Below are 22680 nucleotides of genomic sequence, written 5' to 3' on the forward strand. Positions count from 1 at the left end.
GGCCGGTCCCGTCGAATGCCCGGTCGGCACCCACTGATAGAGAGCGACAGGTCGCCGCGCGTGGTGCGCCTGCTTCATGTACTCACCTGCAGTGCAACGAATGCTCCCTGTGGCAAGAACCCGGGACAAGGCCCCACCAGGGCGAACCCAGGTGGATGGGGCCCATTTTTTTGCCGCCATCTGGAAACTCGGCGAAGAACCGCGGAAGCAGACGGAAGACGAACGAAAGACGGCCGGGTGGCGCCGCGAACCTGCGGCGCCACCCGGCCGTCTCAGCCGGTCCTGCTGTCAGGTGTCCTGACGGTCAGCTGTTCAGCTCTCGGCTCTCGACTGTTGGTTGTTGGCTGTTGAAGTTCGGGTGTTGCAACGTCCCGTGCCAGCCAGTCGTCAGGCGGCGTGGGTGTTGGCGATCGCCCGCACGAGGCCCGACGTCGAGATCGAGCCCTTGCGATACCGCTCGACGGCGGCGACGAGCGCCTCGCCCACGTCGCTCGGCACGCGCGACGACCGCGCCGACGGGTGCCAGATCTCCCGCTCGAAGACGGCGGTCCGCCGGGCCGGGCCGCGGAACAGTCGTCCGGCCAGTGCCGGAGGTCCCGCGACCGGAGGAGCGGGCACGTGCGGCGCGGATCCTGGCGCCGCGGATCCTGGCGGCGGGGGCACGGCAGGTGTGGGTGCTGGCGGCATGGGTGCGGGCGGAGTCGGTGCCGGCGGCATCGGAGCTGGCTGGTTCGCGAGCTGCGACGCGCGGTAGCGGGCACCGGGGTTCCAGTGCAGGGTCGGTGTGCGTGGTGCCGCGGGCCGCACCCCGCTGGTCGCGCGGCGGGGCGCAGGCGGCTCCGACTCGCTGGTCTCCGTACCAGGGTCTGCGGGTTCAGCAGTACGGGCTGCCTGCTCGGCGTGCGCCTTCCGGAGCGCCGCGACGATCCGGGCGACCCGCCCGGTGTCGGCCTGCGGCACGGTCGCGTCAGCCGAACCAGCGGCGACGGTGCTCTCCGGGGACGACGGCACGTCCTCGTCTGCCGGCGACGCTCCCGCTTCGGGTGCAGCCGCTGCCCTCGCGCCCGTGTCCGTCGCGCCCGTGTCCGTCGGGTTCGTGTCGGTCGCGTTCATGTCCGTCGCACCCGTCGCGTCCGCGTCCGGATCGGCCGCCGGGGGTGAGTCCGTGCTGTCCGGGTCGTTCGAGACCTGGTCCTGTGTGTCGTCCGCCATGACCGCGCTCCCTCACCATCGACCTGCCCACGACCCGTTGCGGTGGCTGTCCCATATGTTCCCTGCCACGCCCTGAGCGTGCAAGCCCCGGACCTGCCACGACAGACCTTGCGCGACTGGCCCGGCACGCCGGCCCGGTGCACCAGAGCCGGCGAGGCGGAGGCGATCGCCTCAGGCCGGCCCGCCCGGTGCAGGCCGACCCCGTCGTCAGTCCCCGCCCAGCATGTCCAGGAAGCTGGGCGTCGTGGAGAACGGGTCGTCCGGCTTGGCGTGCTCCCCGCGTGCGGAGACGATCGCGGCCAGCGACCGGCCCGCCCGCTCGATGCGCTCGGGCAGGGAGCTCGCACCGTCGTCGTGCCGGGCGCGGTCGCCTGCCTGCGCCCAGTCGTCCGTGGCTGCGAAGACCGACGTCGTGACGACGTCGGCCCGCAGGTAGGTGAACAGCGGGCGCATCGAGTACTCCAGCGCGAGCGAGTGCCGCGGCGTGCCGCCGGTCGCGCCGAGCAGCACGGGCATGCCCGTGAGCACCTCCTTGTCGAGGATGTCGACGAACGACTTGAACAGCCCCGAGTAGGTGGTGGTGAACAGCGGCGTGACGGCGATGACGCCGTCGGCCCGGGTGATCGTCTCGATGTCGTCGGCCAGGGCGCCCGTGGGGAACCCGGTGAGCATCGCGTCGATGATCGCGTGACCGTGGTCGCGCAGCTCGACGACCTCGACGGTCACCTCGTGGCCCAGGGCTTCCAGCTCGCGCACCGTGGCGTCCGCCAGGCGGTCCGCCAGCAGTCGCGTGGACGATGGCTGCCCCAGCCCCGCGTGCACGACGGCGATCGTGCGGCGGGGCCGGTCCTCGACGGGAGGGACGAGGGAGGCGGTGCGGTCTGTCATCGCGCGGTCTGTCGTCTCACGGTCTGTCATCTCAGAGTGCCTCCTCGGCCAGCGTGCCGGTGTACTCGTCGCCGCCGTCGCCCACGTGCGTGGCGCCGGCCTCGCCCTTGGCGCGGGCTGCGGCGACGCGCTCGGCGTGCGTCGGCGGGTTGGCCGGGACGTCCTGCGGCAGCTTGGCGTCGGCGATCTTGCGCAGCTCCGGCACGACGTCGGAGGCGAGGATGTCGATCTGCTCCAGGACCGTCTTGAGCGGCAGCCCGGCGTGGTCCATGAGGAACATCTGGCGCTGGTAGTAGCCGACCTCGTCGATGAACGAGCCGTACCGGTCGACGACCTCCTGCGGGGAGCCGACGGTCAGCGGGGTGTCGCGAGTGAAGTCCTCCATGGTGGGGCCGTGCCCGTAGACGGGCGCGTTGTCGAAGTACGGCCGGAACTCAGTGATCGCGTCCTGGCTGTTCTTGCGCATGAAGACCTGGCCGCCGAGGCCCACGATCGCCTGGTCCGCGCGGCCGTGGCCGTAGTGCTCGAACCGCTGCCGGTAGAACTGCACCATCTGCTTGGTGTGGCTCATCGGCCAGAAGATGTTGTTGTGCAGGAACCCGTCACCGTAGTAGGCGGCCTGCTCGGCGATCTCGGGGCTGCGGATCGACCCGTGCCACACGAACGGCGGGACGCCGTCCAGCGGGCGCGGCGTGGCGGTGAAGCCCTGCAGCGGGGTGCGGAACTTGCCCTCCCAGTCCACGACGTCCTCGGTCCACAGGCGCCGCACGAGCGCGTAGTTCTCGATGGCCAGCGGGATGCCCTGGCGGATGTCCTGCCCGAACCACGGGTAGACGGGGCCGGTGTTGCCGCGGCCCATCATGAGGTCCATGCGACCGTTGCTGATGACCTGGAGCATCGCGTACTCCTCGGCGATGCGGACCGGGTCGTTGGTCGTGATGAGCGTGGTGGCCGTGGACAGGGTGATGTCCTTGGTCACGCCCGCGAGGTAGCCGAGCATCGTCGTCGGGCTCGAGGCCACGAACGGCGGGTTGTGGTGCTCACCGGTGGCGAAGACGTCGAGGCCTGCCTCGTCCGCGTGCTTCGCGATGGTGAGCATGGCCCGGACGCGCTCGGTGTCGTCCGGGGTGTGCCCGGTGGTCGGGTCCGTCGTCACGTCGCTGACACTGAAGATCCCGAACTGCATGATGCTGTGCTCCTCGATCGTGGTGCTGAGCTGGTTGCCGCACGTGCTGTGTGCCACCCACGCTGTTCATGCATCTGCATGAACATGGGTCCTAACCGGCGGCTCGTGCCGATTGTTCCCGGCCGACATGCTCCCACCTGCCGCGACGTACGTGAGATCGCGCACATCCACACCCAGTTTGCCCGGAGTGCGCTTGCGAGCGCACGTCCGGTCGGTAGCCTGGATTGGCACGGCTGGTCGTCAGACCGCTGAAACATGGGCTGGAACATCACAGAGGGTCCCTGCGTTGGCTATACGGACCTTTTTCCGCCACCTATCCCGACAACCCTCTGGAGGACATCGTGCCTGACCGGTCCCTGCGCGGTATGAGCATCGGTAGTAAGAGCATGGAGTCCGACGAGGGCGTGGACTTCGCCCCTCGGTTCCAGGCCTACTACGACTGCCCCAACGGCCACACCATCATCCTGCCCTTCGCCACCGACGCGGACGTACCCCCGATCTGGGAGTGCCGCTGCGGCGAGGAGGCGCTCCTGCGCGACGCCGAGAAGCCCGAGCCGAAGGCGACCAAGCCGCAGCGCACCCACTGGGACATGCTGCTCGAGCGCCGCACGGTGAAGGAGCTCGAGGACCTGCTCGACGAGCGCCTCGAGCTGCTGCGCGCCGGCAAGCTCCGCCGCTCGGCCTGAGCCGGCGAGCAAGCAGACACGCAGGACAGCGACACAAGCAGGACAGCAGAGAGACCGCCGGTCCGAACCTCAGGGTTCGGACCGGCGGTCTCTTTTTCGTACGTGCGGGTCCGGACGTCTGGGGTCCCGGACCCGTCTCGTGGCAGGTGACCTTAGCCGCGCGCCCGACGCCGCGCACCGATCCCGCCCACGACGCCCGCCACCACGAGGGCGAGCGCGAGCCCGCCGACGATCCAGCCCGGCCAGTACCCGGCCGCCACCGCCGGCGTGATCGAGGACCGCAGCGGCAGGTTCACCACGAACTGGTCGGCCGTGAACAGCTCCGTGTCCCGCACCACGGTCCCGTCCGGCGTGATCACGCCCGAGACGCCCACCGTGGAGATCTGCACCGCGGCCCGCCCCGTCGTGATCGCCTGCAGCCGCGACATCGCGAGCTGCTGCGTCGACTCCGCCGTCCACCCGAACGACGCGTTGTTCGTCGGGATCACCAGCACCTGCGCACCCTCCTGCACCGCGTCCCGGATGATCTCGTCGTACGCCACCTCGAAGCAGATGATGGTGCCCAGCCGGTACGCGCCCTGACCCAACCGGCTCGGCACGTCCACGTAGGGCGGGTTGACCCCCGGGATCATGTCCGTGGTCACCCGGTCCACCTGGTCCGAGAACAGCCGCAGGATCGACCGCAGCGGGATGTACTCACCGAACGGCGCCGGGTGCTGCTTCGCGTACCGGGCGATCACCCCCTGACCCGCCTGCCACAGCAGCGACACGTTGTACCGGCCGCCGGTCTCCGGGAACTCCTGCGCCCCCACCAGGATCGGCGCACCCACCGCCGTCGAGGCCGCGTCCAGCCCGCGCGCCACGTCCGGCGTCGTCTGCGGGTCCAGGTCGCTGCCGTTCTCCGGCCACAGCACCACGTCCAGCTCACCGGCGAAGTCCTCCGCCAGCACGTACGTGCCCTCCAGGTGGTTGTTCAGCACCTCGGCCCGGTTGGCGAACGCCCCCAGGCCCGGCTCCCCCACGTTGCCCTGCACCGCACCCGCCCACAGCTGCCCGTCCTCCGCCAGGTCGCTCCCGGCGTCGTACACCTCCTGGCCCTCCGGCGTCTCGACGGGACCGGCGCTCGCGGACGTCGGCAGCGGCAGCACCAGTGGCACGACGGCGACCGCGACGCCCAGCGCGAGGGCTCCGACGGAACGGCCCACCGAGGACCGGACGGTCACGGTGCGGTTCCCTGCCACGCGGGCGGGCTGCCCCGACTGGCCGGCCGGCGACACCCGCGTCGCGCGCGCCGCGCGGGCCGTACGGACGGCTCGGACCAGGCCCGCCACGGCCAGCGCGAGCAGCGCGCCGGCGAAGGCGACCAGGAGGCTGACGGCGACGGTGCCGCCGAGCCAGGCGGCGCGGCCGGTCGGGGTGCCGGCCATGGTCCAGGCGAGGCGGCCCCAGGGGAACCCGCCGAACGGGATCTCGGCGCGCCACTGCTCGACGGCGACGAACAGCACGGCGAACGCGGCGGCCAGCCGCCAGCCGCGCCGCCGCAGGAACCGCGCGCGGCGCACCCAGGTCCACAGCACGCCGAAGCCGCCGATGAACAGCGCCTCCAGCGCGGACAGCGCGATCCACGGCGCGGTCTCGGTGGACTCGTGGGCCCACCACAGGTGGGGCAGGAAGAACGAGATGCCGAACAGGAACCCGATCAGCAGGTTCCACCAGGCGTTGTCGCGACCGAGGGCCCAGTACAGGACGGCGACGGCGACGAACGCGGCGGGCCACACCCCGGCGTCGGGGAACGCGGACCAGAGGACGAGGCCACCGGCCACCGCGAGGAACAAGGACAGCAGCCGGGACGGCTCACGCAAGCGCACGGTCGCAGCCTACCGGCGTGCGTGGGCCTCTCAGAGCGTGTCGTGCAGGACCACGCCGTCGCGCAGGGTGTGCAGGCACTCGGGCTCGACGGCGTCGGGCGAGAGGTCGGGCAGGAGCGGTGTTCCCGCGCGGGCCTCCTCGCTCCAGGAGCTGAGCCGCCCGGGGGCGGCCTGCACGCCGAGGTGCTCGGCCCGCCAGACGGCGAGGTGCGCCGGTGCGCCCACGCGGAGCTGTCCGGCGCCGGTGTGGTCCAGGCCCGCCAGGCGCCAGCCGCCGCGGGTGTGGGCGCGGAACGCCGCGCCCGCGGAGATGCGCTGGTCGGGGTCCTCGTGCCGGGTCGCGGCGCGCACGCCCTGCCAGGGGTCGACGGGGGTGACGGGGGTGTCGGAGCCGAACGCGAGCGGAACGCCCGCCTGCGCGAGGTCGGCGAACGGCATGATCGACCCGGCGCGCATGGCGCCGAGCCGGGAGGCGTAGACGCCCTTGGCGCCGCCGAACGCGGACTCGAACGCGGGCTGCACCGACAGGCCGATCCCGTGCACGAGGAGCGCGGCGAGGGTGACGGCGTCCACGAACAGGGCGTGCTCGATGCGGTGGTGCCCGGCGCGCAGGGCGCTCTCGCCGCTGGTCTGGGCGGCGATCTGCAGCCCGAGCACCATCTCGTCCATGGCGCGGTCGCCGATGACGTGGAACGCGGCCGGTCGTCCGACGCTCTGCACGGCGCTCAGGTGGCTCGCGATCTGGTCGGCGGCCAGGTACAGGTTCCCGGTCCACGGCGAGCCGTCGGGGTTGGTCAGGGCGCCGGTGAACGACGCGGAGGACGGGTCCGCGGGGAGGTCGGAGTACGGGCTGCGCATGGCCGCGGTGCGCGACCCGATCGACCCGTCGACGTTGAGGTCGCCGCCGATCCCGGTCAGGAAGGGCAGCTCCGCCAGGAGGGCGCGGGCGTCGTCGGGCGTGGCGCACAGCTCGCCGCGGTAGGCGGCCAGGTGCGGCAGGGCGAGCGCGTCCGGGTCGGCCAGCGCGTCGGCGGTGACGGACTCCGCCGACATGGCGTACAGCTCGGCCAGGCCCGCGCGGGTGTCGAGGTGCTCGCCGCTCATCTCGTGCACGGACACGATGCCGCGGGCGGCCCAGGCCGTCAGCGTCTCGCGGTACAGGCGGGTGCGGCGCTCGGGTGACAGGGCGTGCGCGACGTCGCGCACGGTGTGGTGCAGGTCGGCGGTGACCAGGCCGGTGTCGGCGGGCGCGTCGGACCAGCCGGAGCCGGCCAGGCCCATACCCGTCCAGGCCGGGTCGTGGTCGATGCCCGCACGGGCGGCCAGCGCGGACGAGATGACCGCCGAGTGCACGTCGACCCGCGCCGCGTACACGGGGCGGCCGCCGCACACGGCGTCCAGCTCCTGGCGTGTGAAGGCGCGCCGCTCGGGCCAGGCCTGCTCGTCCCAGCCGAAGGCCAGCAGCACCTGGTCGCCGGACGGGTCGGCCGCCGCGAGCCGGCGTGAGGCCTGGTGGAGGGCGGCCAGCGCGTCGGCCAGGGAGTGCACGCCGCCGGCGGGCGTGAGGTCCACGGAGTCGGCCGACAGGCCGGTCTCCAGCACGTGGGCGTGCGCGTCGACGAACCCGGGGGTGACGAGCGCGCCGTCGAGGTCGATCACGCGGTCGGCGCGGGCCGCCAGCCCGGCGGCGGTGTCGTCGGCGCCGAGCCAGGCCACCACGCCGTCGTCCACGAGGATCGCCTCGGCGAACGGGTCTGCCCCGGAGTGCACGACGCCGTTGCGGTACAGGATGGATCGGACAGGCTGGCTCACGGTGGGAACTGTATGCGATCCGACGGATCCACGCCCTGGTCAGCAGGGCGTGGACCCGCACAGTCACCCGCTCGGGGCCGGCTTCGGAGGCCGGCTCACAGGCTGGAGTAGGCCACCACGCCGCGCAGGACGGCGTCCTGCGCCTTGCGTGCCGTGGCGCGCAGCCGGTCCGACGGCGCCGCGCCGCCGAGCTGGTCCAGCACGTCCACGACCTGCTTGCACCACCGCACGAAGTCGCCGGCGGCCAGGTCGGAACCGCGCAGCACGCTGTCCAGGCCCTTGCCCGACGCCCACCGGTACATCGCGCCGACCAGGCCCAGGTCGAGCGGCCCGGTCGCGTCGATGCCGTGCGCCTCCTCCAGGTCGTCCACCTCGGACCACACCCGCTGCGTGTCGTCCAGGACGCCCGCGAGCCGGCCCGTCGGCCCGCCCGGGATGTACGGGTCGGGGGCATCGTCGCGCCGCCCCTGGTAGACGACCGTGGACACGACGGCGGCCAGACCCGCGGCGTCGAGCCCGTCCCACACCCCGCGGCGCAGGCACTCGGCCAGCAGCAGGTCGTTCTCCGCGTACAGGCGGCGCAGCCACCGGCCGTCGTCGGTCACGCGGATCCTCCCACTGGTGCCCGCGCCGGTGCCCGCGCTCGTGTCGCCGCCGGTGCGCTGCAGGTACCCGAGGGTGAGCAGCACGTCGAGCGTGCGGTCGAAGGTGCGGGCGATCGACCCGGTACGGCCCTCGACACGCCGCACGAGCTGGTCGTGCTCGCGCTTGAGCTTGTTCCAGCGCTCGGCCCAGCGGGCGTGGTCGTCCCGTTCGGGGCAGGCGTGGCACGGGTGGGCCTTGAGGGCCTTGCGCAGGCGCGCGAGCTCGGCGTCGGTCGCGGCGTCCGAACGGCGGCTGACCACCGGCCGGCCACCGCGCGCGGCCCGGCTCGCCGCGCTGCGCGACGGCGAGGTCGTGGAGTGGGCCGACGGCACGTCGTCCGCCAGCACACCCAGGGCGTTGCGCATGGTCGAGACCAGGTCACGGCGCGCGTCGGGCTTGCGCGGGTTGAACGCCTTGGGGATCTTGACCGTCGTGACGGTCTCCAGGCCGTCGGGCGCGTCGGCCAGGGTCAGCTTCTTGACCTGCCGCTCCTGGGTCAGCACCGTGGGCCGCGGCCCGTCGAACCCGCCCGGCTCCCCCGGGTCGAGCACGAGCACGTACCCGCGCCGGCGCCCGGAGGGCACCTCGACGACGTCGCCGCGCCGCAGGTTCTCCAGGGACGCGACGACCTCGGCGCGGCGCGCGCCGGTGGCCGCACGGGACAGCTCGCGCTCGCGGTCCTTGATGGCGCGGCGCAGGTCCATGTACTCGGCGAAGTCACCGACGTCGCAGGACATGGCCTTGGCGTACCCGTCGAGGGCCTCGGCGTGCGCCTGGGCCTGCTTGGCCAGGCCGACGACGCCGCGGTCGGCCTGGAACTGCGCGAACGAGGTCTCCAGGACCTCGCGGGCGCGGTCGCGGCCGACCTGGGCGACGAGGTTGACGGCCATGTTGTAGGTGGGCCGGAAGCTGGACTTGAGCGGGTAGAGGCGCTTGGACGCGAGGCCGGCCAGGGCCACGGGGTCCAGCGCCGGGTGGTCGACGACGACGGCGTGCCCCTCGACGTCGATGCCGCGGCGCCCGGCGCGACCGGTGAGCTGGGTGAACTCGCCGGGGGTGACCGGGACGTGGCTGGAGCCGTCCCACTTGACGAGCTTGTCCAGCACGACGGACCGGGCGGGCATGTTGATGCCGAGCGCGAGGGTCTCGGTGGCGAACACGACCTTGACCAGGCCGCGCTCGAACAGGTCCTCGACGGTCTCCTTGAACACGGGCAGCATGCCGGCGTGGTGCGCGGCGATGCCGCGCGCCAGGGCCTGCGACCAGGCCCAGTACCCGAGCACGTCCAGGTCCTCGGGCGGGATGGCGGCGGTGCGCTCCTCCACGACCGAGCGGATCGTGGCCTCCTCCTGCGGTGTGGTCAGCCGCAGCCCGGCCTTGAGGCACTGGTCGACGGCGGCCTCGCAGCCCGCACGGGAGAACACGAAGTAGATGGCGGGCAGCAGGGCGTCCGCGTTCAGGGCGTCGATGACGATGAACCGCGGCGGGGTGCGCCGTCCGGGCCCGACGGCGCCGCCGGGGCGGTCGTCGGCGCGCCGTCCGTTGCCGCCGCGGTACCCGCGGTCGCCCCGTCCGCGCCCGCGGCCCCGCCCGCCGCCCGGTCCACCAGCATGGTCGCCGGGGCGGTTGCCGCCGCGCCCGGACCGGAAGGCCGCGGTCAGGTCGGGGTTGATGGGCGGGCTGGTGCCGGGGTCGGTCGGGTCGACGTGCCCGGCGTACAGGTCCAGCAGGCGCGGCTTGCCGCGCGGCTCGGGCGAGGACATGAGCACGTGCTGCCACAGGGGCACGGGCCGCCGCTCGGAGACGACGACGGCGGTGTCGCCGCGCACCATCTCCAGCCAGTCGCCGAACTCCTCGGCGTTGGACACGGTGGCGCTCAGGGAGACGAGCTGCACGTCGTCGGAGAGGTGGATGATGACCTCTTCCCAGACGGGGCCGCGGAAGCGGTCGGCCAGGTAGTGCACCTCGTCCATGACGACGTATGCGAGCCCGTCGAGGGTGGCGGACCCGGCGTACAGCATGTTGCGCAGCACCTCGGTGGTCATGACCACCACGGGTGCCTCGCCGTTGATCGTGGAGTCGCCGGTGAGCAGCCCGACGTTCTCGGGGCCGTGCCGGCGTACGAGGTCGGCGTACTTCTGGTTGGACAGGGCCTTGATCGGCGTCGTGTAGAAGGCCTTGCGGCCCGACGCGAGGGCCAGGTGCACGGCGAACTCGCCCACGACGGTCTTGCCTGCCCCGGTCGGGGCCGCGACGAGCACGCCACGCCCCTGTTCGAGCGCCTCGCAGGCAGCGACCTGGAAGTCGTCGAGCTCGAAGCCGATGACCTCCCGGAAGAGGGTCAGCTCGGGTCCGGCCACCGAACGGCCCTCTGCTTCCAAACGACGTTGGGACCGAAAGGCCGAGTACCGCTCGGCGGGGCTCAGGTCGTTCATGGTGCACAGCCTACGGTCACTGTGTGACACACCGGTATGACACCGGGGCGTGACACCCGTGTGTCACGCCCCGGTGCCGCACAGGGCTCCCGTTCCGTCAGACCTCGGCGTCGGCGAACCGCTTCTCGACGCGCCGGTCGTGCAGGAACGACACGCCGACGGCGGCGAAGTAGAGCACGCAGATCGGCAGCGCCACGAGGATCATCGTGAGCGCGTCCGGCGTCGGCGTGATGATCGCCGCGAACGTGAACGCGACCAGGATGGCCCACCGCCAGCCGCCCAGCAGCGCCTTGCCCGACAGCAGGCCGGCGAAGTTGAGGCCGACGAGCAGCACCGGCGACAGGAACGCGAGACCGAACGCGATCAGGAGCCGCATCACCAGCGACAGGTACTCCTGGGCGTTGGTGAACGCGGTCGCGTCGTCGGGCAGGAACCCGGACAGGATCTGGATCGCGTGCGGGAACACGAGCCAGGCCATGTACGCCCCGCCGAGGAACAGCGGGAACGCCGCACCGACGAACCCGTACGCGTACTTCTTCTCGTTCTTGTTCAGGCCCGGCGTGATGAACGCCCACACCTGGTAGAGCCACCAGGGGCAGGTGAGGAACACGGCGAGGAACAGGGACGACTTGATCTTCAGGTCCAGTGCCGCCATCGGCCCGGCGAAGTTCAGGGTCATCTCGTTGCCCCGCATCTCCTCCGCCACGACGAGCGGACGCTGGAGCAGGACCAGCAGCGGGTCGTAGAGCAACCAGCCGGCGATGGCGCCGACCGCCAGGCCGACGGCGATCAGGACAAACCTCTTGCGCAGCTCGAGCAGGTGCTCGAGCAGTGGCATCCGGCCGTCGGACGCCCGTCTCGTTCGTGCCACGGATCAGGCCTTGGGGATGTCGCGGTCCTTGTGGTCGATCAAGCCGGGGGTCGAGCCCGAACCGGTACCCGTTCCGGTGGTCGTTCCGGTGGTCGATCCGGTGGTCGTGGTGGTCGAGGCGCCCGGCGCGTTGTCGGCAGCACTGCCGTCAGCGTCGGACCGGTCCTCGCGCATGTCCTTGATCTCCTTCTTGAAGATCTTCATCGACTGGCCCACGCTCTTGGCCAGACCCGGCAGACGGGTGGACCCGAAGAGCAGCAGGACGACGACGAGCAGGACGATCCAGTGCCACGGCTGCATGGCGCCCATGGTGACTCTCCTTACGGTGCGGTGCTGATACGCGGTGCGGATATGCCCGATCCTACGCGGATCTGGGGGGCGAATTGGTAGCCCCCCGGTGGACGGCGGGTAGCGAAGCCCCCGAAACCGGCCCGAGCACTTGGGCGGAACCGCCCGGAACACCGAGGAACACCCCGGAAGAACGGGCTCCTACTCGTTGAAGTGCTTCCACTTCTGCCACGTCGCGACGTTCCGTGCCCGGCGCGCGTCCCTGCGCCCCGCACGGGCCACCCGCTGCGCGTGCACGCGCTCGTAGTGGATCGTCACGTCGTCGAACAGGCTCGGTCCGGCGTGCTGCGTGCCCGCCGCCTCGCGCGCCCGGTCGGACGCCTCCTGCAGCCGGTCGGCCGACTCGCCGAACCGGGCCGAGGCCCGGCCCAGCTCCTCCAGGAGCCCCCTGGCCGAACGCCACAGCGAACGGGCCAGGAAGAACGCCCCGACGAGGGTGCCCACGATCAAGAGGGTCCATACCCAGAACCACATGGTCGCCCAGCCTAGTGCTGATCGGCCGATGTGGCTGCGTCGCGCACGCCACCGGCACCGTGACCCGCACCGTGACCCGCTCCGTCACCGTCCCCGTACAGGGCCAGCGCGGCCGTGGCCGCACCCGCGACGTCGTCGGCCAGGATCTCGGGCGAGACCGACCGCACCAGCGGCGCGAGCCGGATCAGCGTGCTGCGCAGCCACCCCGGGTTCGTGACCCGCAGCGTGACCTCGAAGTCGCCGTCGGGCAGGTTGCGCACCGACTCGACCGGCACCTCCTCCGCGAACCAGCGCGCCCGCGGCGCGAACCGGATCGTCGCCAGCGGCGAGGAGCCGCCCGCGAACAGCGCACCGAAATCTATCTCCGGCTCCTGCCCGGGATGCGCCTGCACCGGAACGTCCGTCTCCGTGGCCTCCAGGATGCGGTCCACGCGGAACGTGCGCGGCGCCTGCGCCCGGTAGCACCAGGCCGCGAGGTAGGCGAACTCGTCCTGCGTGTGCAGCCGCACCGGGTCCACCTCCCGCTCGCTGACCACGTCCGAGGACGTCACGTACCGGATCCGCAGCCGGTGCCGGTTCGTCAGCGCCGACGAGATCGCCGCGACGACCTGCTTGTCACCGCCCGGCGCGAGCCGCACGTCGACGGCGCTCGCGGCCTCGCCGGTGGCGTCGGTGAGCTTGCGCAGCGCGGACTCGACGACGGCGGACCGGGCGGGGTCGGCCTGGACGGCGTCGGTCGCCTTCATGGCCCGCAGGGCCGCGACCAGCGCGACGGCCTCTCGGGTGCCGAGCCGCAGGGGCCGGGTCATGCCGCGCGCCTCGGTCAGGTGCACGACGCCGCGGTCGATGGAGGCGGCGTCGAAGTCGATGAGGTCGTCGGGCCAGTACCCGGGGGTGCCGGAGACCCACAGGGCGTCGACGTCCTTCTGGATCTGCGCGGGTGTGGTGCTGAAGCGGCCGGCCAGGTCGGCCACGGACACGGGCCCGGCGCCGTCGAGGTAGGCGACGATGCCCAGCAGGCGCAGGAGCCTGTCGTCGGCGCGCTCAGCCACGAGACACCTCCGCACGGACGTTCCGTGTGCCCAGCGCCGCGGCGGCGGTGAGCCGCCGCACGGTCTCCTCCCGCACGGACTCGGGTTCCAGGACGACCAGCGCGGCACCGTACCCGGCGGCCTCGGACGCCATGCCCGTCAGCGACCGGTAGGGCACCTGCAGGATGTCCCAGCCGGCGTGTTCACCGGCACCGGACCGGGTGGTACGGGCCAGGTGGGCGTCGTAGGCGGTGCGCTCTCCGTCGGGCACGGCCTTGGCGCGGGCACGCAGCGCGCTGGCACGCTCGGGGCGGACGGCGACCACGGCCTGCCGCATCTCGCCGTGCGGCCCGCCGCCCAGCATGGCGTCGGTGTCGAACTCGGGCACCTCGTAGGCGTTCGCGGGGCCGATCACCCGCACCCGGGACTCGATGCGCGACATGCGGAACACGCGGGGGGCCTGCCGGTCGCGGTCGAAGCACATGAGGTACCAGCCGCCGTCGCGCGCGGCGATGCGCCACGGCTCGACGTGCCGGGTCAGCACGGCCCCGTTGTAGGCGGCGCGGTAGCTGAACGTCACGACGCGCCGGGCCTCGATCGCCTCCATCAGGGGGCCGTAGGCGTCGCCGACGGCGCGCACGGACGGCGCGAGCCCCGCCAGGGCGTCGGCCGACGGGTCCCCCGCCCCGGCGGCGCGCAGCTTGACCATGGCGCGCGTGATGTCGGTCTGCAGCGTCTTGTCCTGCCAGAACTGCGCGGCCAGGGACAGCACGCCGAGCTCGGCGGGCGTCAGGTCGATCGACGGCAGCGCGTAGGCGTCCTGGTCGATCCGGTACCCGAGCTCGTCGGTGTGCCCGCCGGTGCCGACGGTGACCACGGGGATGCCCAGGGCCCGCAGCATGTCCTTGTCCCGCTCGAACATCCGCTCGAACGCCTCGTCGCTGGGCGCGTCCGAGTAGCCGGCCACGGCGGTGCGCACCTGCTGCTTGGTCATGGCCGCATTCGTGTTCACGAGCGCGATGACGAGATTCAGGAGCCGCTCGGCCGGGTTCAGCGCGGGGCCGGTCGGCTGGTTCGGCGGTTGGTTCGGCGGCTGGGCCGACGGCGTGCCGGATGACGCACCGGGTGGCACCGTGGGAGATGAGGTGGGGGGCAGGTCGCTGGACATCAGGACAACGGTATCGGGCGGTAACCTCCACCGTGTGATGACGTGGCGGATCGGGACCGTGATTTCCACAGGCAAGTCGTGGCGAGGAGCCCTCGAGCTCCAGGTGACGCTCGACCGGCCCCTGCCTGGTATGGCGGCCGACGGACCGGTCGGCGGTGCGTCCGGCGGGTATGACGGCACGACCGGACCGCTGACGGTCCGCGCCCTGGCCTACACCGACCTCGTCGGCGAGCCCGCCCCCGGCGACGCGCTGCTGCTCAACGTGTCCGCGCTCGCCCGCGGGCTCGGCACCGGCGGGTACGCCCTCGTCGTCGGCCCGGCCGTCCCCGGCACCACGCTCCCGGCCGACCCCGCCGTCGGGCCCGGCCACCTCGTCAAGGCCCGGTACACGCCCCTGCAGACCATGGTGCTCGGCGTCGACGAGCAGGAGTCGCCCCACCACACCACCCTGGCCGACGCCGACAGCCTCGACGGCATGCCCGTCGTCGTCGCCGACCTGCACTCCGCCCTGCCCGCCGTCGTCGCCGGGCTGCGCCACGCCGCCACCGCGGCCGGACGCGCACCCGGCGACCTCAAGGTCGCCTACGTCATGACCGACGGCGGCGCCCTGCCCGCCGCGTTCTCCCGCACCGTCGCCGCCCTGCGGGAGACCGACTGGCTGACCACCTGCGTCACCGTCGGCCAGGCCTACGGCGGCGACCTCGAGGCCGTCACCGTGCACACCGGGCTCCTGGCAGCCCGGCACGTCGCCGGGTGCGACGTCGCCGTCGTCACCCAGGGACCCGGCAACCTCGGCACCGGCACCCGCTGGGGCTACTCCGGCGTCGCCGCCGGCGACGCCGTCAACGCCACCGCCACCCTCGGCGGCCGCCCCGTCGCCTCCCTGCGTGTCTCCGGCGCCGACCCCCGCGACCGCCACCTCGGCGTCTCCCACCACTCCCTGACCGCCTACGGACGCGTCGCCCTCGCCCCCGCCGACCTCCCCGTACCCGTCCCCACCGCCGACGTCGAGAACCTGCCCGCCTGGGGCGCACCCCTGACCAGCCGCGTCCACGACCAGGCCCGCACCCTGGCCGACACCACACCACACACCCTCGTCGACGTCCCCGCCGACACCACCCTCCTCGACACCCTGCGCACCTCCCCGGCCGGGCTGCGCACCATGGGCCGCGGCCTCGACGCCGACCCCGCCTCCTTCGTCGCGGCCGCCGTCGCGGGCGTCCACGCCCACCAGCTCACCACCGGATGACCCACGGGAACCAGCACGGGATGCCACAGCCGACACCACGCACAGCACCCCGAGCACGCCTCGCCCTGATCTGCTTGCTCGTCGTCGTCGCAGTGCTCGGCGCGGCCACCGCCACCCCCTGGACCACCAGCCCACCCCGGCTGCCCACCGTCCAGATCTCCCAGGCACCGCCGTCCCAGCCCGTCGCCTCCGGCACCCCCGAAGCACCCCCCGGCCAACAGACCGAACCGGCCGACAACTGCTGGGTCGTCCTGGTCCTCGTCACCCTCCTCGGCCTGCTGATCGCCGTCCTGCTCACCCTCGCCGCCCGCAAGCTCCTCGCCATCCGCCGGGAACCCACCGACACCGACCCCGACACCCTCGCCGCCGGCACCGGCACCACCACCCTCGGCGACGACATCGACCTCCCCGAGCTGCAGGACGCCGTCACCCGGGCCCTCGCCCACCTCGAAGGACACACCCGCCCCCGCGACGCCGTCGTCGCCGCCTGGGTAGCCCTCGAAGAAGCGGCAGACCGCGCAGGCACCCGCCGCGACCCCGCCCAGACCCCCACCGAGTTCACCAGCACCGTCCTGGCCGCCACCCCCGCCCCACCCGACGCCGTCACCCGGCTGCGCACCCTCTACCAGCGCGCCCGCTTCACCGACCGACCCGTCGACACCACCGCCGTCACCCAGGCCCGCGCGGCGCTCGCGGACATCGCGCGCACGCTCGACGTCGACCGGCCCGACGTCGGCCGGCCCGACACCGAGCCCGGAGAGGAGCCCGGACCCCGATGAACCAGCACTGGAACTGGCAGCGACTCATCGCGATCACGGTCACCGCCGGGATCGCCGCCGGCGGACTCGCCTTCTGGCAGGTCATCGACCCCTGGCACGCCGCGGCGGCCACCGCCGTCACCGTCGCCCTGGCCGCCCTCTGGGCCAGGACCGATAACGCCGTCGCCGACCCCGAGTGGCCCCACGTCGTCACCGAGGCCCGCGCCGGCGGACGGCACGACGTCTCCGATCTGAGCTGGTCCACCTTCACCCGCGACGGGCGGGTCACCGAACGCGTCGTCCGCCGCGTCCGGGCGCTCGCGGCCGACCGGGTCCGCGCCCACGGCGTGGACCCCACCGACCCGGACGCGCTGCCCGACGTCGAACGGCTGCTCGGCGCACGTGTGGTGCGGCAGCTCACGTCCCGCGAGGCGCCGACGGCCCGGACCCTGCAGTCCTGGCTCGACGCGATCGAACGCCTGGGGCCCGCCCCTTCCGCGCCCACCACCGAGGAGAACCGTGCCTGACCTGAACGAACCCACCGAACCCCTTGCCGTCGCCGACGTCGCCGCGCTCGGGGAGCAGGTCCTCGCCGAGGTCGGCACCGCCGTCGTCGGTATGCGGGACGCGCTCCAGATCGCCCTGGCGACCATCCTCGCGGGCGGGCACGTGCTGTTCGAGGACGTGCCCGGGCTCGGCAAGACCCTCGCGGCCCGGTCGCTGGCCGCCGCGCTGGGCCTCGACTTCGCCCGTCTGCAGTGCACCCCGGACCTGCTGCCGGCCGACATCACCGGCTCGTCGGTGTTCGACCCGGCCACCCGCACGTTCGAGTTCCGGCCCGGACCGGTGTTCACCGGCCTGTTCCTCGCCGACGAGATCAACCGCACCGCCCCCAAGACCCAGTCCGCGCTGCTGGAGGCGATGGCCGAGCGGCAGGTCTCCATCGAGGGCACCAGCCGTCCCCTGCCCAGCCCGTTCCACGTGCTGGCCACCTCCAACCCCGTCGAGTACGAGGGCACCTACCCCCTGCCCGAGGCGCAGCTCGACCGGTTCATGGTGCGGCTCGCCGTCGGCTACCCCGACGCCGGCCAGGAGGCCGAGGTGCTGACCCGCCGGCTCGCCCGCCGGCAGGAGGCCGCGCACGTGCGCAAGGTCGTCGAGCCCGCGACGGTGCTCGCCATGCAGGCCGGCACGGAGGCCGTGCCCGTGGACCCCGACGTCGTGCGCTACTGCGTCGACCTGGCCGCGTCGACCCGCGGGCACACCGCCCTGGAGGTCGGGGCCTCACCCCGCGGTTCGCAGAACCTCGTGCTGCTGGCCCGCGCCATCGCGGTCCTGGACGGGCGCGACTACGTGCTGCCCGAGGACGTCAAGCGCGTCGCGGTGCCCGTGCTCGCGCACCGCATCACGCTCACCCCGACCGCCTGGGCCTCCGCGACCCGCCCCGAGACCGTCGTCGCCGACCTCCTGCGGGCCGTGCCGACCCCCACCACGGTCCGGTCACGATGACGGCCGGCGGCGTCATCGTCCCCGACGACCGCTCCTCCCGGGGCGAGCGGCCCGACGGCGCCCCGGGCTGGCAGCTCACGTCCGCGTACACCGCCGCCGTCGTCGCCGGCGTCATCCTGCTCGCCCTGGGCGTGCTCGCCGGGCGGGCCGACCTCGCCCTGATCGGCGTGCCCGGACTGCTCGCCGCGGCCTGGGCACGGTCCGGGCGCCCCGGCACCGTCGCCGGTCCCGGTCCCGGCTCCGGCTCCGTCGCTGAAGCCGGAGCCGAAGCTGAAGCCGGAGCCGCCGCTGAGCCGCGCGGCACCCTCCGGGAACCCGAGGGCTCGGCCGCCGCCGGCGAGCTCACCGCCACGCTCCACGTCGCCCCCGGCGCCGCCGACGTCGTCCACCTGCGCATCGCGGCGGCCGGCCACCGCACCACCGAGGTGACGCTCGCGGCGCGTGCGACACCGGCCCGCGACGTCCCGCTGCGCCTGTCGTCCGTCCGCACCGGCCCGCAGGACACCTTCGCCGTCGACCTGCGCGGCTCGCTCCACGCCACCTGGGAGCAGGAACCCGTCCAGGTCGGCGGCACGCGCCGCCTCGTGCTGCCCGCCGCCGCACCGCTCGGCAGGCTGCCCCTCCCGCAGCGCCTGCGCGGCCTCACCGGCCCCCACTCCTCGCGCCGCCTGGGCGACGGCGCCGAGCTGCGCGACATCCACCCCTTCACCCCGGGCGACCGCCGGCGCCGCATCGACTGGCGCACCACCGCCCGCCGCTCCCCCGACCTCGACACCCTCTACGTCCGGCGCACCTATGCCACCGCGGAGGCCACCGCGGTGCTCGTCGTCGACTCCCGCGACGACGTCGGACCCGACCTGCACACCTGGCGCGGCTACGGCACCCTCCGCGTCGACGAACCCACCTCCCTCGACCTCGCCCGGCACGCCGCCGCCTCCGTGGCCCGCGCCCTCGTCGAGGGCGGCGACCGCGTCGGCCTGGAAGACCTCGCCCGCCGACGCCGCCCCCTGCCGCCCGCCTCCGGGCGCCGCCACCTGCGCCGCATCGTGCACGGCCTCGCCCTCGCCCACCCCAAGGACCGCGCGTCCGTCCACCGGGTCCGCCCACCCCAGGTCCCCGCCGACGCCATCGTCTACCTCTTCACCACCGTGCTCGACGACGAACCCCTGCACCTCGTGCGCACCTGGCGCACCAAGGGCCACCCCGTCGTCGTCATCGACACCCTGCCCGACGTCCACCCCGTCACCGAGAGCCACCTCCGCATCGCCTGGCGCATCGCCCGCCTGGAACGCGACGACCGGCTCGCCGCCCTCACCGGGGAGGGCGTACCCGTCATCCGCTGGGCCGGCTCCGCACGCGACCAGGCCGCCATCAGGTTCGAGACCCTCGCCCGCGCCGCCGAACGACACGTCCCCGGACGGACGGGCACCCCATGAACCCCACCCGACCCGCCGACTGGTCCCACCTCCTGCAGCGGACCCGCCAGCGCCTGACCAACGACCCCACCGCGCGCCCCCTGCCCGAGATCACCGTCGAGACCGGCCCCACCCTGCGTGGCTGGACCCTCCGCCTCGCCCTCCTCCTGCTCGTCCCCGCGCTGTTCCTCACCGCCACCTCCCGCACCCCCGACCTGTCGACCGGGATCGTCTGGACCCTGGCCACCCTCTTCACGATCCTCCTGACGGCACGCCCCACACCCGCGACGGCAGCCGGCGCGCTCGTCCTGGCCGCCGTCCTCTTCTGGGGCCTGTCCCCGGGCCCGGACGACGGCCGGGCGTTCGACCCCTGGTCCCTCCTCGTCACGCTCCTGGGCTACCTCGTCGCCCGCCTCACCTGGTGGGCCGCCCACGTCCCGCTCCGCGGCCGCGCCGAGATCGCCGCACTGCTCACCGACTGGCGACGCGACCTCGTCGTCCTGGGCGGCACCGCACTCCTCGCGGCGCTCGCGATGCTCGCCTCCGGGGCGACCCTGCCGGGCGCCGTCCTGCTCGCCGCCCTCGGCGTGGCCGGCATCGCGTTCGTCGCGCTGGCGACTCACCGCTGACCGCGTGACGATGGACGCGTCCCACCGCCGGCCGGAACAGGAGGACCCCCGATGTCCCCGAAGCTGCCCCGCTACACCGTCCCGTCCCTCACACCCGAGCAGGGGGCGGAGGTCGCCGAGATCCTCCAGCAGCGGCTGCACGCGCTGAACGACCTGCACCTGACCCTCAAGCACGTGCACTGGAACGTGGTAGGGCCGCACTTCATCGGCGTCCACGAGATGCTCGACCCGCAGGTCGACGCCGTCCGCGCCATGGTCGACCAGATCGCCGAACGCATCGCCACCCTCGGCGTCGTGCCCGTGGGCACCCCCGGGGCGCTCGTCGCGTCCCGCACCTGGGACGACTACGCCCTGGGCCGCGCGCCCGCCATCCAGCACCTCGCGGCGCTCGACGACGTCTACGCCGGCGTCATCACCGCGCACCGCAACGCCGCCGACGCCACCGAGAAGCTCGACGACGTCACCAACGACCTGCTCATCGGGCACCTGCACGAGCTCGAGCAGTTCCACTGGTTCGTCCGCGCCCACCTGGAGTCGACGTCGGGCGCCCTCACGGAGTCCTGACCCCCGCACACGTGTCAGACGCCCAGGTCACTCCGGTGACCTGGGCGTCTGACACGTTCGACGGCGGTGCGCGTCCGGCAGGGACCTACTCCTGGGTCACCAGCGGGTACACGCCGTCGGCGTCATGCACCTCCCGCCCCGTGACGGGCGGGTTGAACGTGCAGATCAGCCGCAGGTCCGTCGTCGGCCGCATCGTGTGCTTCTCGTTGCCGTCCAGCAGGTACATCGTGCCGTCCGAGATCTGGTGGCGCTCGCCGGTCTCCCGGTTCTCCAGCTCACCGGTGCCGCCCACGCAGTACACCGCCTCGACGTGGTTGGCGTACCACATCTCGGTCTCCGTGCCGGCGTACATGGTGGTCTCGTGGAACGAGAAGCCCACGCCCTCCTTGGCGAGCACCAGGCGGCGGCTCCGCCAGGTCTCGGACCGCACGTCGCGGTCGGTGCCCTCCAGGTCGGCCAGTCGCGTCACGATCACTTGTCTTCCTCTCCTCGGGGGTCGGTCCGACGGACAGCGCTGTCGTGCACGGCCGGCGCGCCCAGCACCTCGGCCGTCGCCGCCGCGATGACGTCCACCCCGGACCGCAGCTCGTCCGGGCCGATGGTCAGCGCGGGCATCGTCTTGAGCACCTCGTCCTCGGGCCCGGACGTCTCGACCAGCAGGCCGCGCTCGTAGGACGCCGCGGCGATCTTCGACGCCGCCGACGGGTCGGGGAACTTGATGCCGGTCAGGAATCCCCGGCCCTTGACGACGGCGCCGTCGTACCCGTTCGCGATCTGGGTCAGGCCGTCGCGCAGCTCGGCGGCGCGCCCCCTGACCCCCTCGGCGAAGGTGTCGTTCGCCCAGAACTGGTTCAGTGCCGCGGTGGCCGTGACGAACGAGGTGTTCTGCCCGCGGAAGGTGCCGTTGTGCTCGCCGGGCTCCCACTGGTCCAGCTCGGGGCGGATCAGGGTGAGCGCCATCGACAGCCCGAAACCGGAGATCGACTTCGACAGGCACACGATGTCGGGCACGATGCCCGACTCCTCGAAGCTGAAGAACTCGCCCGTGCGGCCGCAGCCGGCCTGCACGTCGTCCAGGATGAGCAGGATCCCGTGGGCACGGCACAGCTCGGACAGGGCCCGCAGCCACTCCGGCCGCGCGGCGCTGAGACCGCCCTCGCCCTGCACGGACTCCACGATGATCGCCCCGGGCTTGTCGACCCCGGACCCGCTGTCGCTCAGCACCCGTTCGAGCCAGAGGAAGTCCTCCGTGGCGCCCGAGAAGTAGTCGTCGTACGGGATCTTCGAGCTGTTGGTCAGCGGCAGGCCCGCGCCGTTGCGCTTCATCGAGTTGCCGGTCACCGACAGCGCGCCCAGCGTCATGCCGTGGAACGCGTTGGTGAACGACAGGATGTGCTGCCGGCCCGTCACCTTGCGGGCCAGCTTGAGGGCGCTCTCCACCGAGTTGGTCCCGGTCGGGCCGGGGAACATGACCTTGTAGTCGAGGTCGCGGGGCGCCAGGATCCGGTCCCGGAACGTCGTCAGGAACTCCCGTTTGGGCACCGTGTGCATGTCGAGCGCGTGCACGATCCCGCCGCTGCGCAGGTAGTCGATCAACGCCTCCAGCAGCACCGGGTGGTTGTGCCCGTAGTTGAGGGCACCCGCTCCGGCGAAGAAGTCGAGATAACTTCGCCCGTCCTCGGCCTGGATCGTGCTGCCGGACGCCGTGGTGAAGGTCGTGGGCCAGCTGCGGCAGTAGCTGCGCACCTGGGACTCGAGGTCGTCGAAGATGCTCGTGGGGCCGGTGCTGCTGGTGCTGCCGGTGCTGCTGGTCGACGGGCCGGTGGGCATGGCGGTGTTCGGGCGCATGGCTCCTTCTGCGGTCCGGCCCTGCTGGCCGGACTCGGCTGGGGTTGATCGGTGGTGTGGTGCTGCTTCAGGTCGTGCCGGGGA

Annotated in this window: 21 protein-coding genes; 8 read left to right on the forward strand and 13 right to left on the reverse strand. The window is 73.1% G+C overall.

Annotated elements, in window-relative coordinates:
* Positions 1 to 387: 387 nt before the first annotated feature.
* From AB0I29_RS07175 to AB0I29_RS07185, 3 genes are all read right to left on the reverse strand, one after another.
* The gene (locus AB0I29_RS07175; protein ID WP_357479766.1) at positions 388 to 1212 is read right to left on the reverse strand and encodes a hypothetical protein; all 825 of its coding nucleotides are present in this window, start codon (positions 1210 to 1212) and stop codon (positions 388 to 390) included.
* A gap of 207 nt (positions 1213 to 1419) precedes the next feature.
* Positions 1420 to 2100, reverse strand: a complete 681-nt coding sequence (locus AB0I29_RS07180; protein ID WP_285104816.1) for an FMN reductase — start codon at positions 2098 to 2100, stop codon at positions 1420 to 1422.
* A gap of 31 nt (positions 2101 to 2131) precedes the next feature.
* Positions 2132 to 3286 (reverse strand): LLM class flavin-dependent oxidoreductase, encoded by a 1155-nt coding sequence (locus AB0I29_RS07185; protein WP_357479884.1) that lies wholly within the window; start codon positions 3284 to 3286, stop codon positions 2132 to 2134.
* Between the two features lie 341 nt (positions 3287 to 3627).
* Here AB0I29_RS07185 and AB0I29_RS07190 point away from each other — a divergent pair, with 341 nt between their 5' ends.
* Positions 3628 to 3972 (forward strand): RNA polymerase-binding protein RbpA, encoded by a 345-nt coding sequence (locus tag AB0I29_RS07190; RefSeq protein ID WP_026365682.1) that lies wholly within the window; start codon positions 3628 to 3630, stop codon positions 3970 to 3972.
* 152 nt (positions 3973 to 4124) lie between these two features.
* On the opposite strand, the gene lnt is transcribed toward AB0I29_RS07190, so the two are convergent.
* The 8 genes from lnt to AB0I29_RS07230 form a co-directional block, all read right to left on the reverse strand.
* Entirely contained in the window at positions 4125 to 5840 is a 1716-nt protein-coding gene (gene lnt / locus AB0I29_RS07195; protein ID WP_357479770.1) for an apolipoprotein N-acyltransferase, read from the reverse strand.
* Positions 5841 to 5870: 30 nt separating this feature from the next.
* Entirely contained in the window at positions 5871 to 7652 is a 1782-nt protein-coding gene (locus tag AB0I29_RS07200; RefSeq protein WP_357479773.1) for an amidohydrolase family protein, read from the reverse strand.
* 95 nt (positions 7653 to 7747) lie between these two features.
* Positions 7748 to 10732, reverse strand: coding sequence for a DEAD/DEAH box helicase (locus AB0I29_RS07205; protein WP_357479776.1), 2985 nt, complete (start codon positions 10730 to 10732; stop codon positions 7748 to 7750).
* 97 nt (positions 10733 to 10829) lie between these two features.
* Positions 10830 to 11603, reverse strand: coding sequence for a twin-arginine translocase subunit TatC (gene tatC, locus AB0I29_RS07210; RefSeq protein ID WP_350224576.1), 774 nt, complete (start codon positions 11601 to 11603; stop codon positions 10830 to 10832).
* A gap of 3 nt (positions 11604 to 11606) precedes the next feature.
* Positions 11607 to 11912, reverse strand: a complete 306-nt coding sequence (gene tatA, locus AB0I29_RS07215; protein WP_357479781.1) for a Sec-independent protein translocase subunit TatA — start codon at positions 11910 to 11912, stop codon at positions 11607 to 11609.
* 180 nt (positions 11913 to 12092) lie between these two features.
* Positions 12093 to 12425: a hypothetical protein gene (locus AB0I29_RS07220; RefSeq protein ID WP_357479784.1), complete on the reverse strand. Its 333-nt coding sequence runs from the start codon at positions 12423 to 12425 to the stop codon at positions 12093 to 12095.
* 11 nt (positions 12426 to 12436) lie between these two features.
* Entirely contained in the window at positions 12437 to 13477 is a 1041-nt protein-coding gene (locus AB0I29_RS07225) for a WYL domain-containing protein (RefSeq protein WP_357479787.1), read from the reverse strand.
* Positions 13470 to 14450 carry a WYL domain-containing protein gene (locus AB0I29_RS07230; protein ID WP_357479789.1) on the reverse strand — a complete coding sequence of 327 codons (981 nt, stop codon included), beginning with the start codon at positions 14448 to 14450 and terminating at the stop codon, positions 13470 to 13472. The genes AB0I29_RS07225 and AB0I29_RS07230 overlap by 8 nt, the downstream gene beginning before the upstream one ends.
* Before the next feature lie 208 nt (positions 14451 to 14658).
* Here AB0I29_RS07230 and AB0I29_RS07235 point away from each other — a divergent pair, with 208 nt between their 5' ends.
* The 7 genes from AB0I29_RS07235 to AB0I29_RS07265 all read left to right on the forward strand — a co-directional run bounded on the left by AB0I29_RS07235 (position 14659) and on the right by AB0I29_RS07265 (position 20748).
* Entirely contained in the window at positions 14659 to 15873 is a 1215-nt protein-coding gene (locus AB0I29_RS07235; RefSeq protein ID WP_357479792.1) for a DUF3866 family protein, read from the forward strand.
* A 74-nt stretch (positions 15874 to 15947) separates the two neighbouring features.
* On the forward strand, positions 15948 to 16652 hold the full coding sequence (locus tag AB0I29_RS07240) for a DUF4129 domain-containing protein (RefSeq protein ID WP_357479795.1): 705 nt from the start codon (positions 15948 to 15950) through the stop codon (positions 16650 to 16652).
* The gene (locus AB0I29_RS07245) at positions 16649 to 17158 is read left to right on the forward strand and encodes a hypothetical protein (RefSeq protein WP_357479798.1); all 510 of its coding nucleotides are present in this window, start codon (positions 16649 to 16651) and stop codon (positions 17156 to 17158) included. Before AB0I29_RS07240 ends, AB0I29_RS07245 begins: the two co-directional genes overlap by 4 nt.
* Positions 17151 to 18140, forward strand: coding sequence for a MoxR family ATPase (locus tag AB0I29_RS07250; RefSeq protein ID WP_357479801.1), 990 nt, complete (start codon positions 17151 to 17153; stop codon positions 18138 to 18140). Before AB0I29_RS07245 ends, AB0I29_RS07250 begins: the two co-directional genes overlap by 8 nt.
* Positions 18137 to 19576, forward strand: coding sequence for a DUF58 domain-containing protein (locus AB0I29_RS07255; RefSeq protein WP_357479804.1), 1440 nt, complete (start codon positions 18137 to 18139; stop codon positions 19574 to 19576). The genes AB0I29_RS07250 and AB0I29_RS07255 overlap by 4 nt, the downstream gene beginning before the upstream one ends.
* Complete coding sequence (locus tag AB0I29_RS07260; protein WP_357479807.1) at positions 19573 to 20184, forward strand: hypothetical protein; 612 nt, start codon at positions 19573 to 19575, stop codon at positions 20182 to 20184. The genes AB0I29_RS07255 and AB0I29_RS07260 overlap by 4 nt, the downstream gene beginning before the upstream one ends.
* A gap of 51 nt (positions 20185 to 20235) precedes the next feature.
* Positions 20236 to 20748, forward strand: a complete 513-nt coding sequence (locus AB0I29_RS07265; RefSeq protein ID WP_285104831.1) for a DNA starvation/stationary phase protection protein — start codon at positions 20236 to 20238, stop codon at positions 20746 to 20748.
* A gap of 85 nt (positions 20749 to 20833) precedes the next feature.
* On the opposite strand, the gene AB0I29_RS07270 is transcribed toward AB0I29_RS07265, so the two are convergent.
* Positions 20834 to 21223, reverse strand: coding sequence for an ectoine synthase (locus AB0I29_RS07270; RefSeq protein ID WP_357479810.1), 390 nt, complete (start codon positions 21221 to 21223; stop codon positions 20834 to 20836).
* Complete coding sequence (ectB, locus tag AB0I29_RS07275) at positions 21220 to 22596, reverse strand: diaminobutyrate--2-oxoglutarate transaminase (protein ID WP_357479813.1); 1377 nt, start codon at positions 22594 to 22596, stop codon at positions 21220 to 21222. The genes AB0I29_RS07270 and ectB overlap by 4 nt, the downstream gene beginning before the upstream one ends.
* Positions 22597 to 22680 lie beyond the last annotated feature (84 nt).

The sequence above is a fragment of the Promicromonospora sp. NPDC050262 genome (assembly GCF_040655935.1).
Taxonomy (GTDB): domain Bacteria; phylum Actinomycetota; class Actinomycetes; order Actinomycetales; family Cellulomonadaceae; genus Promicromonospora.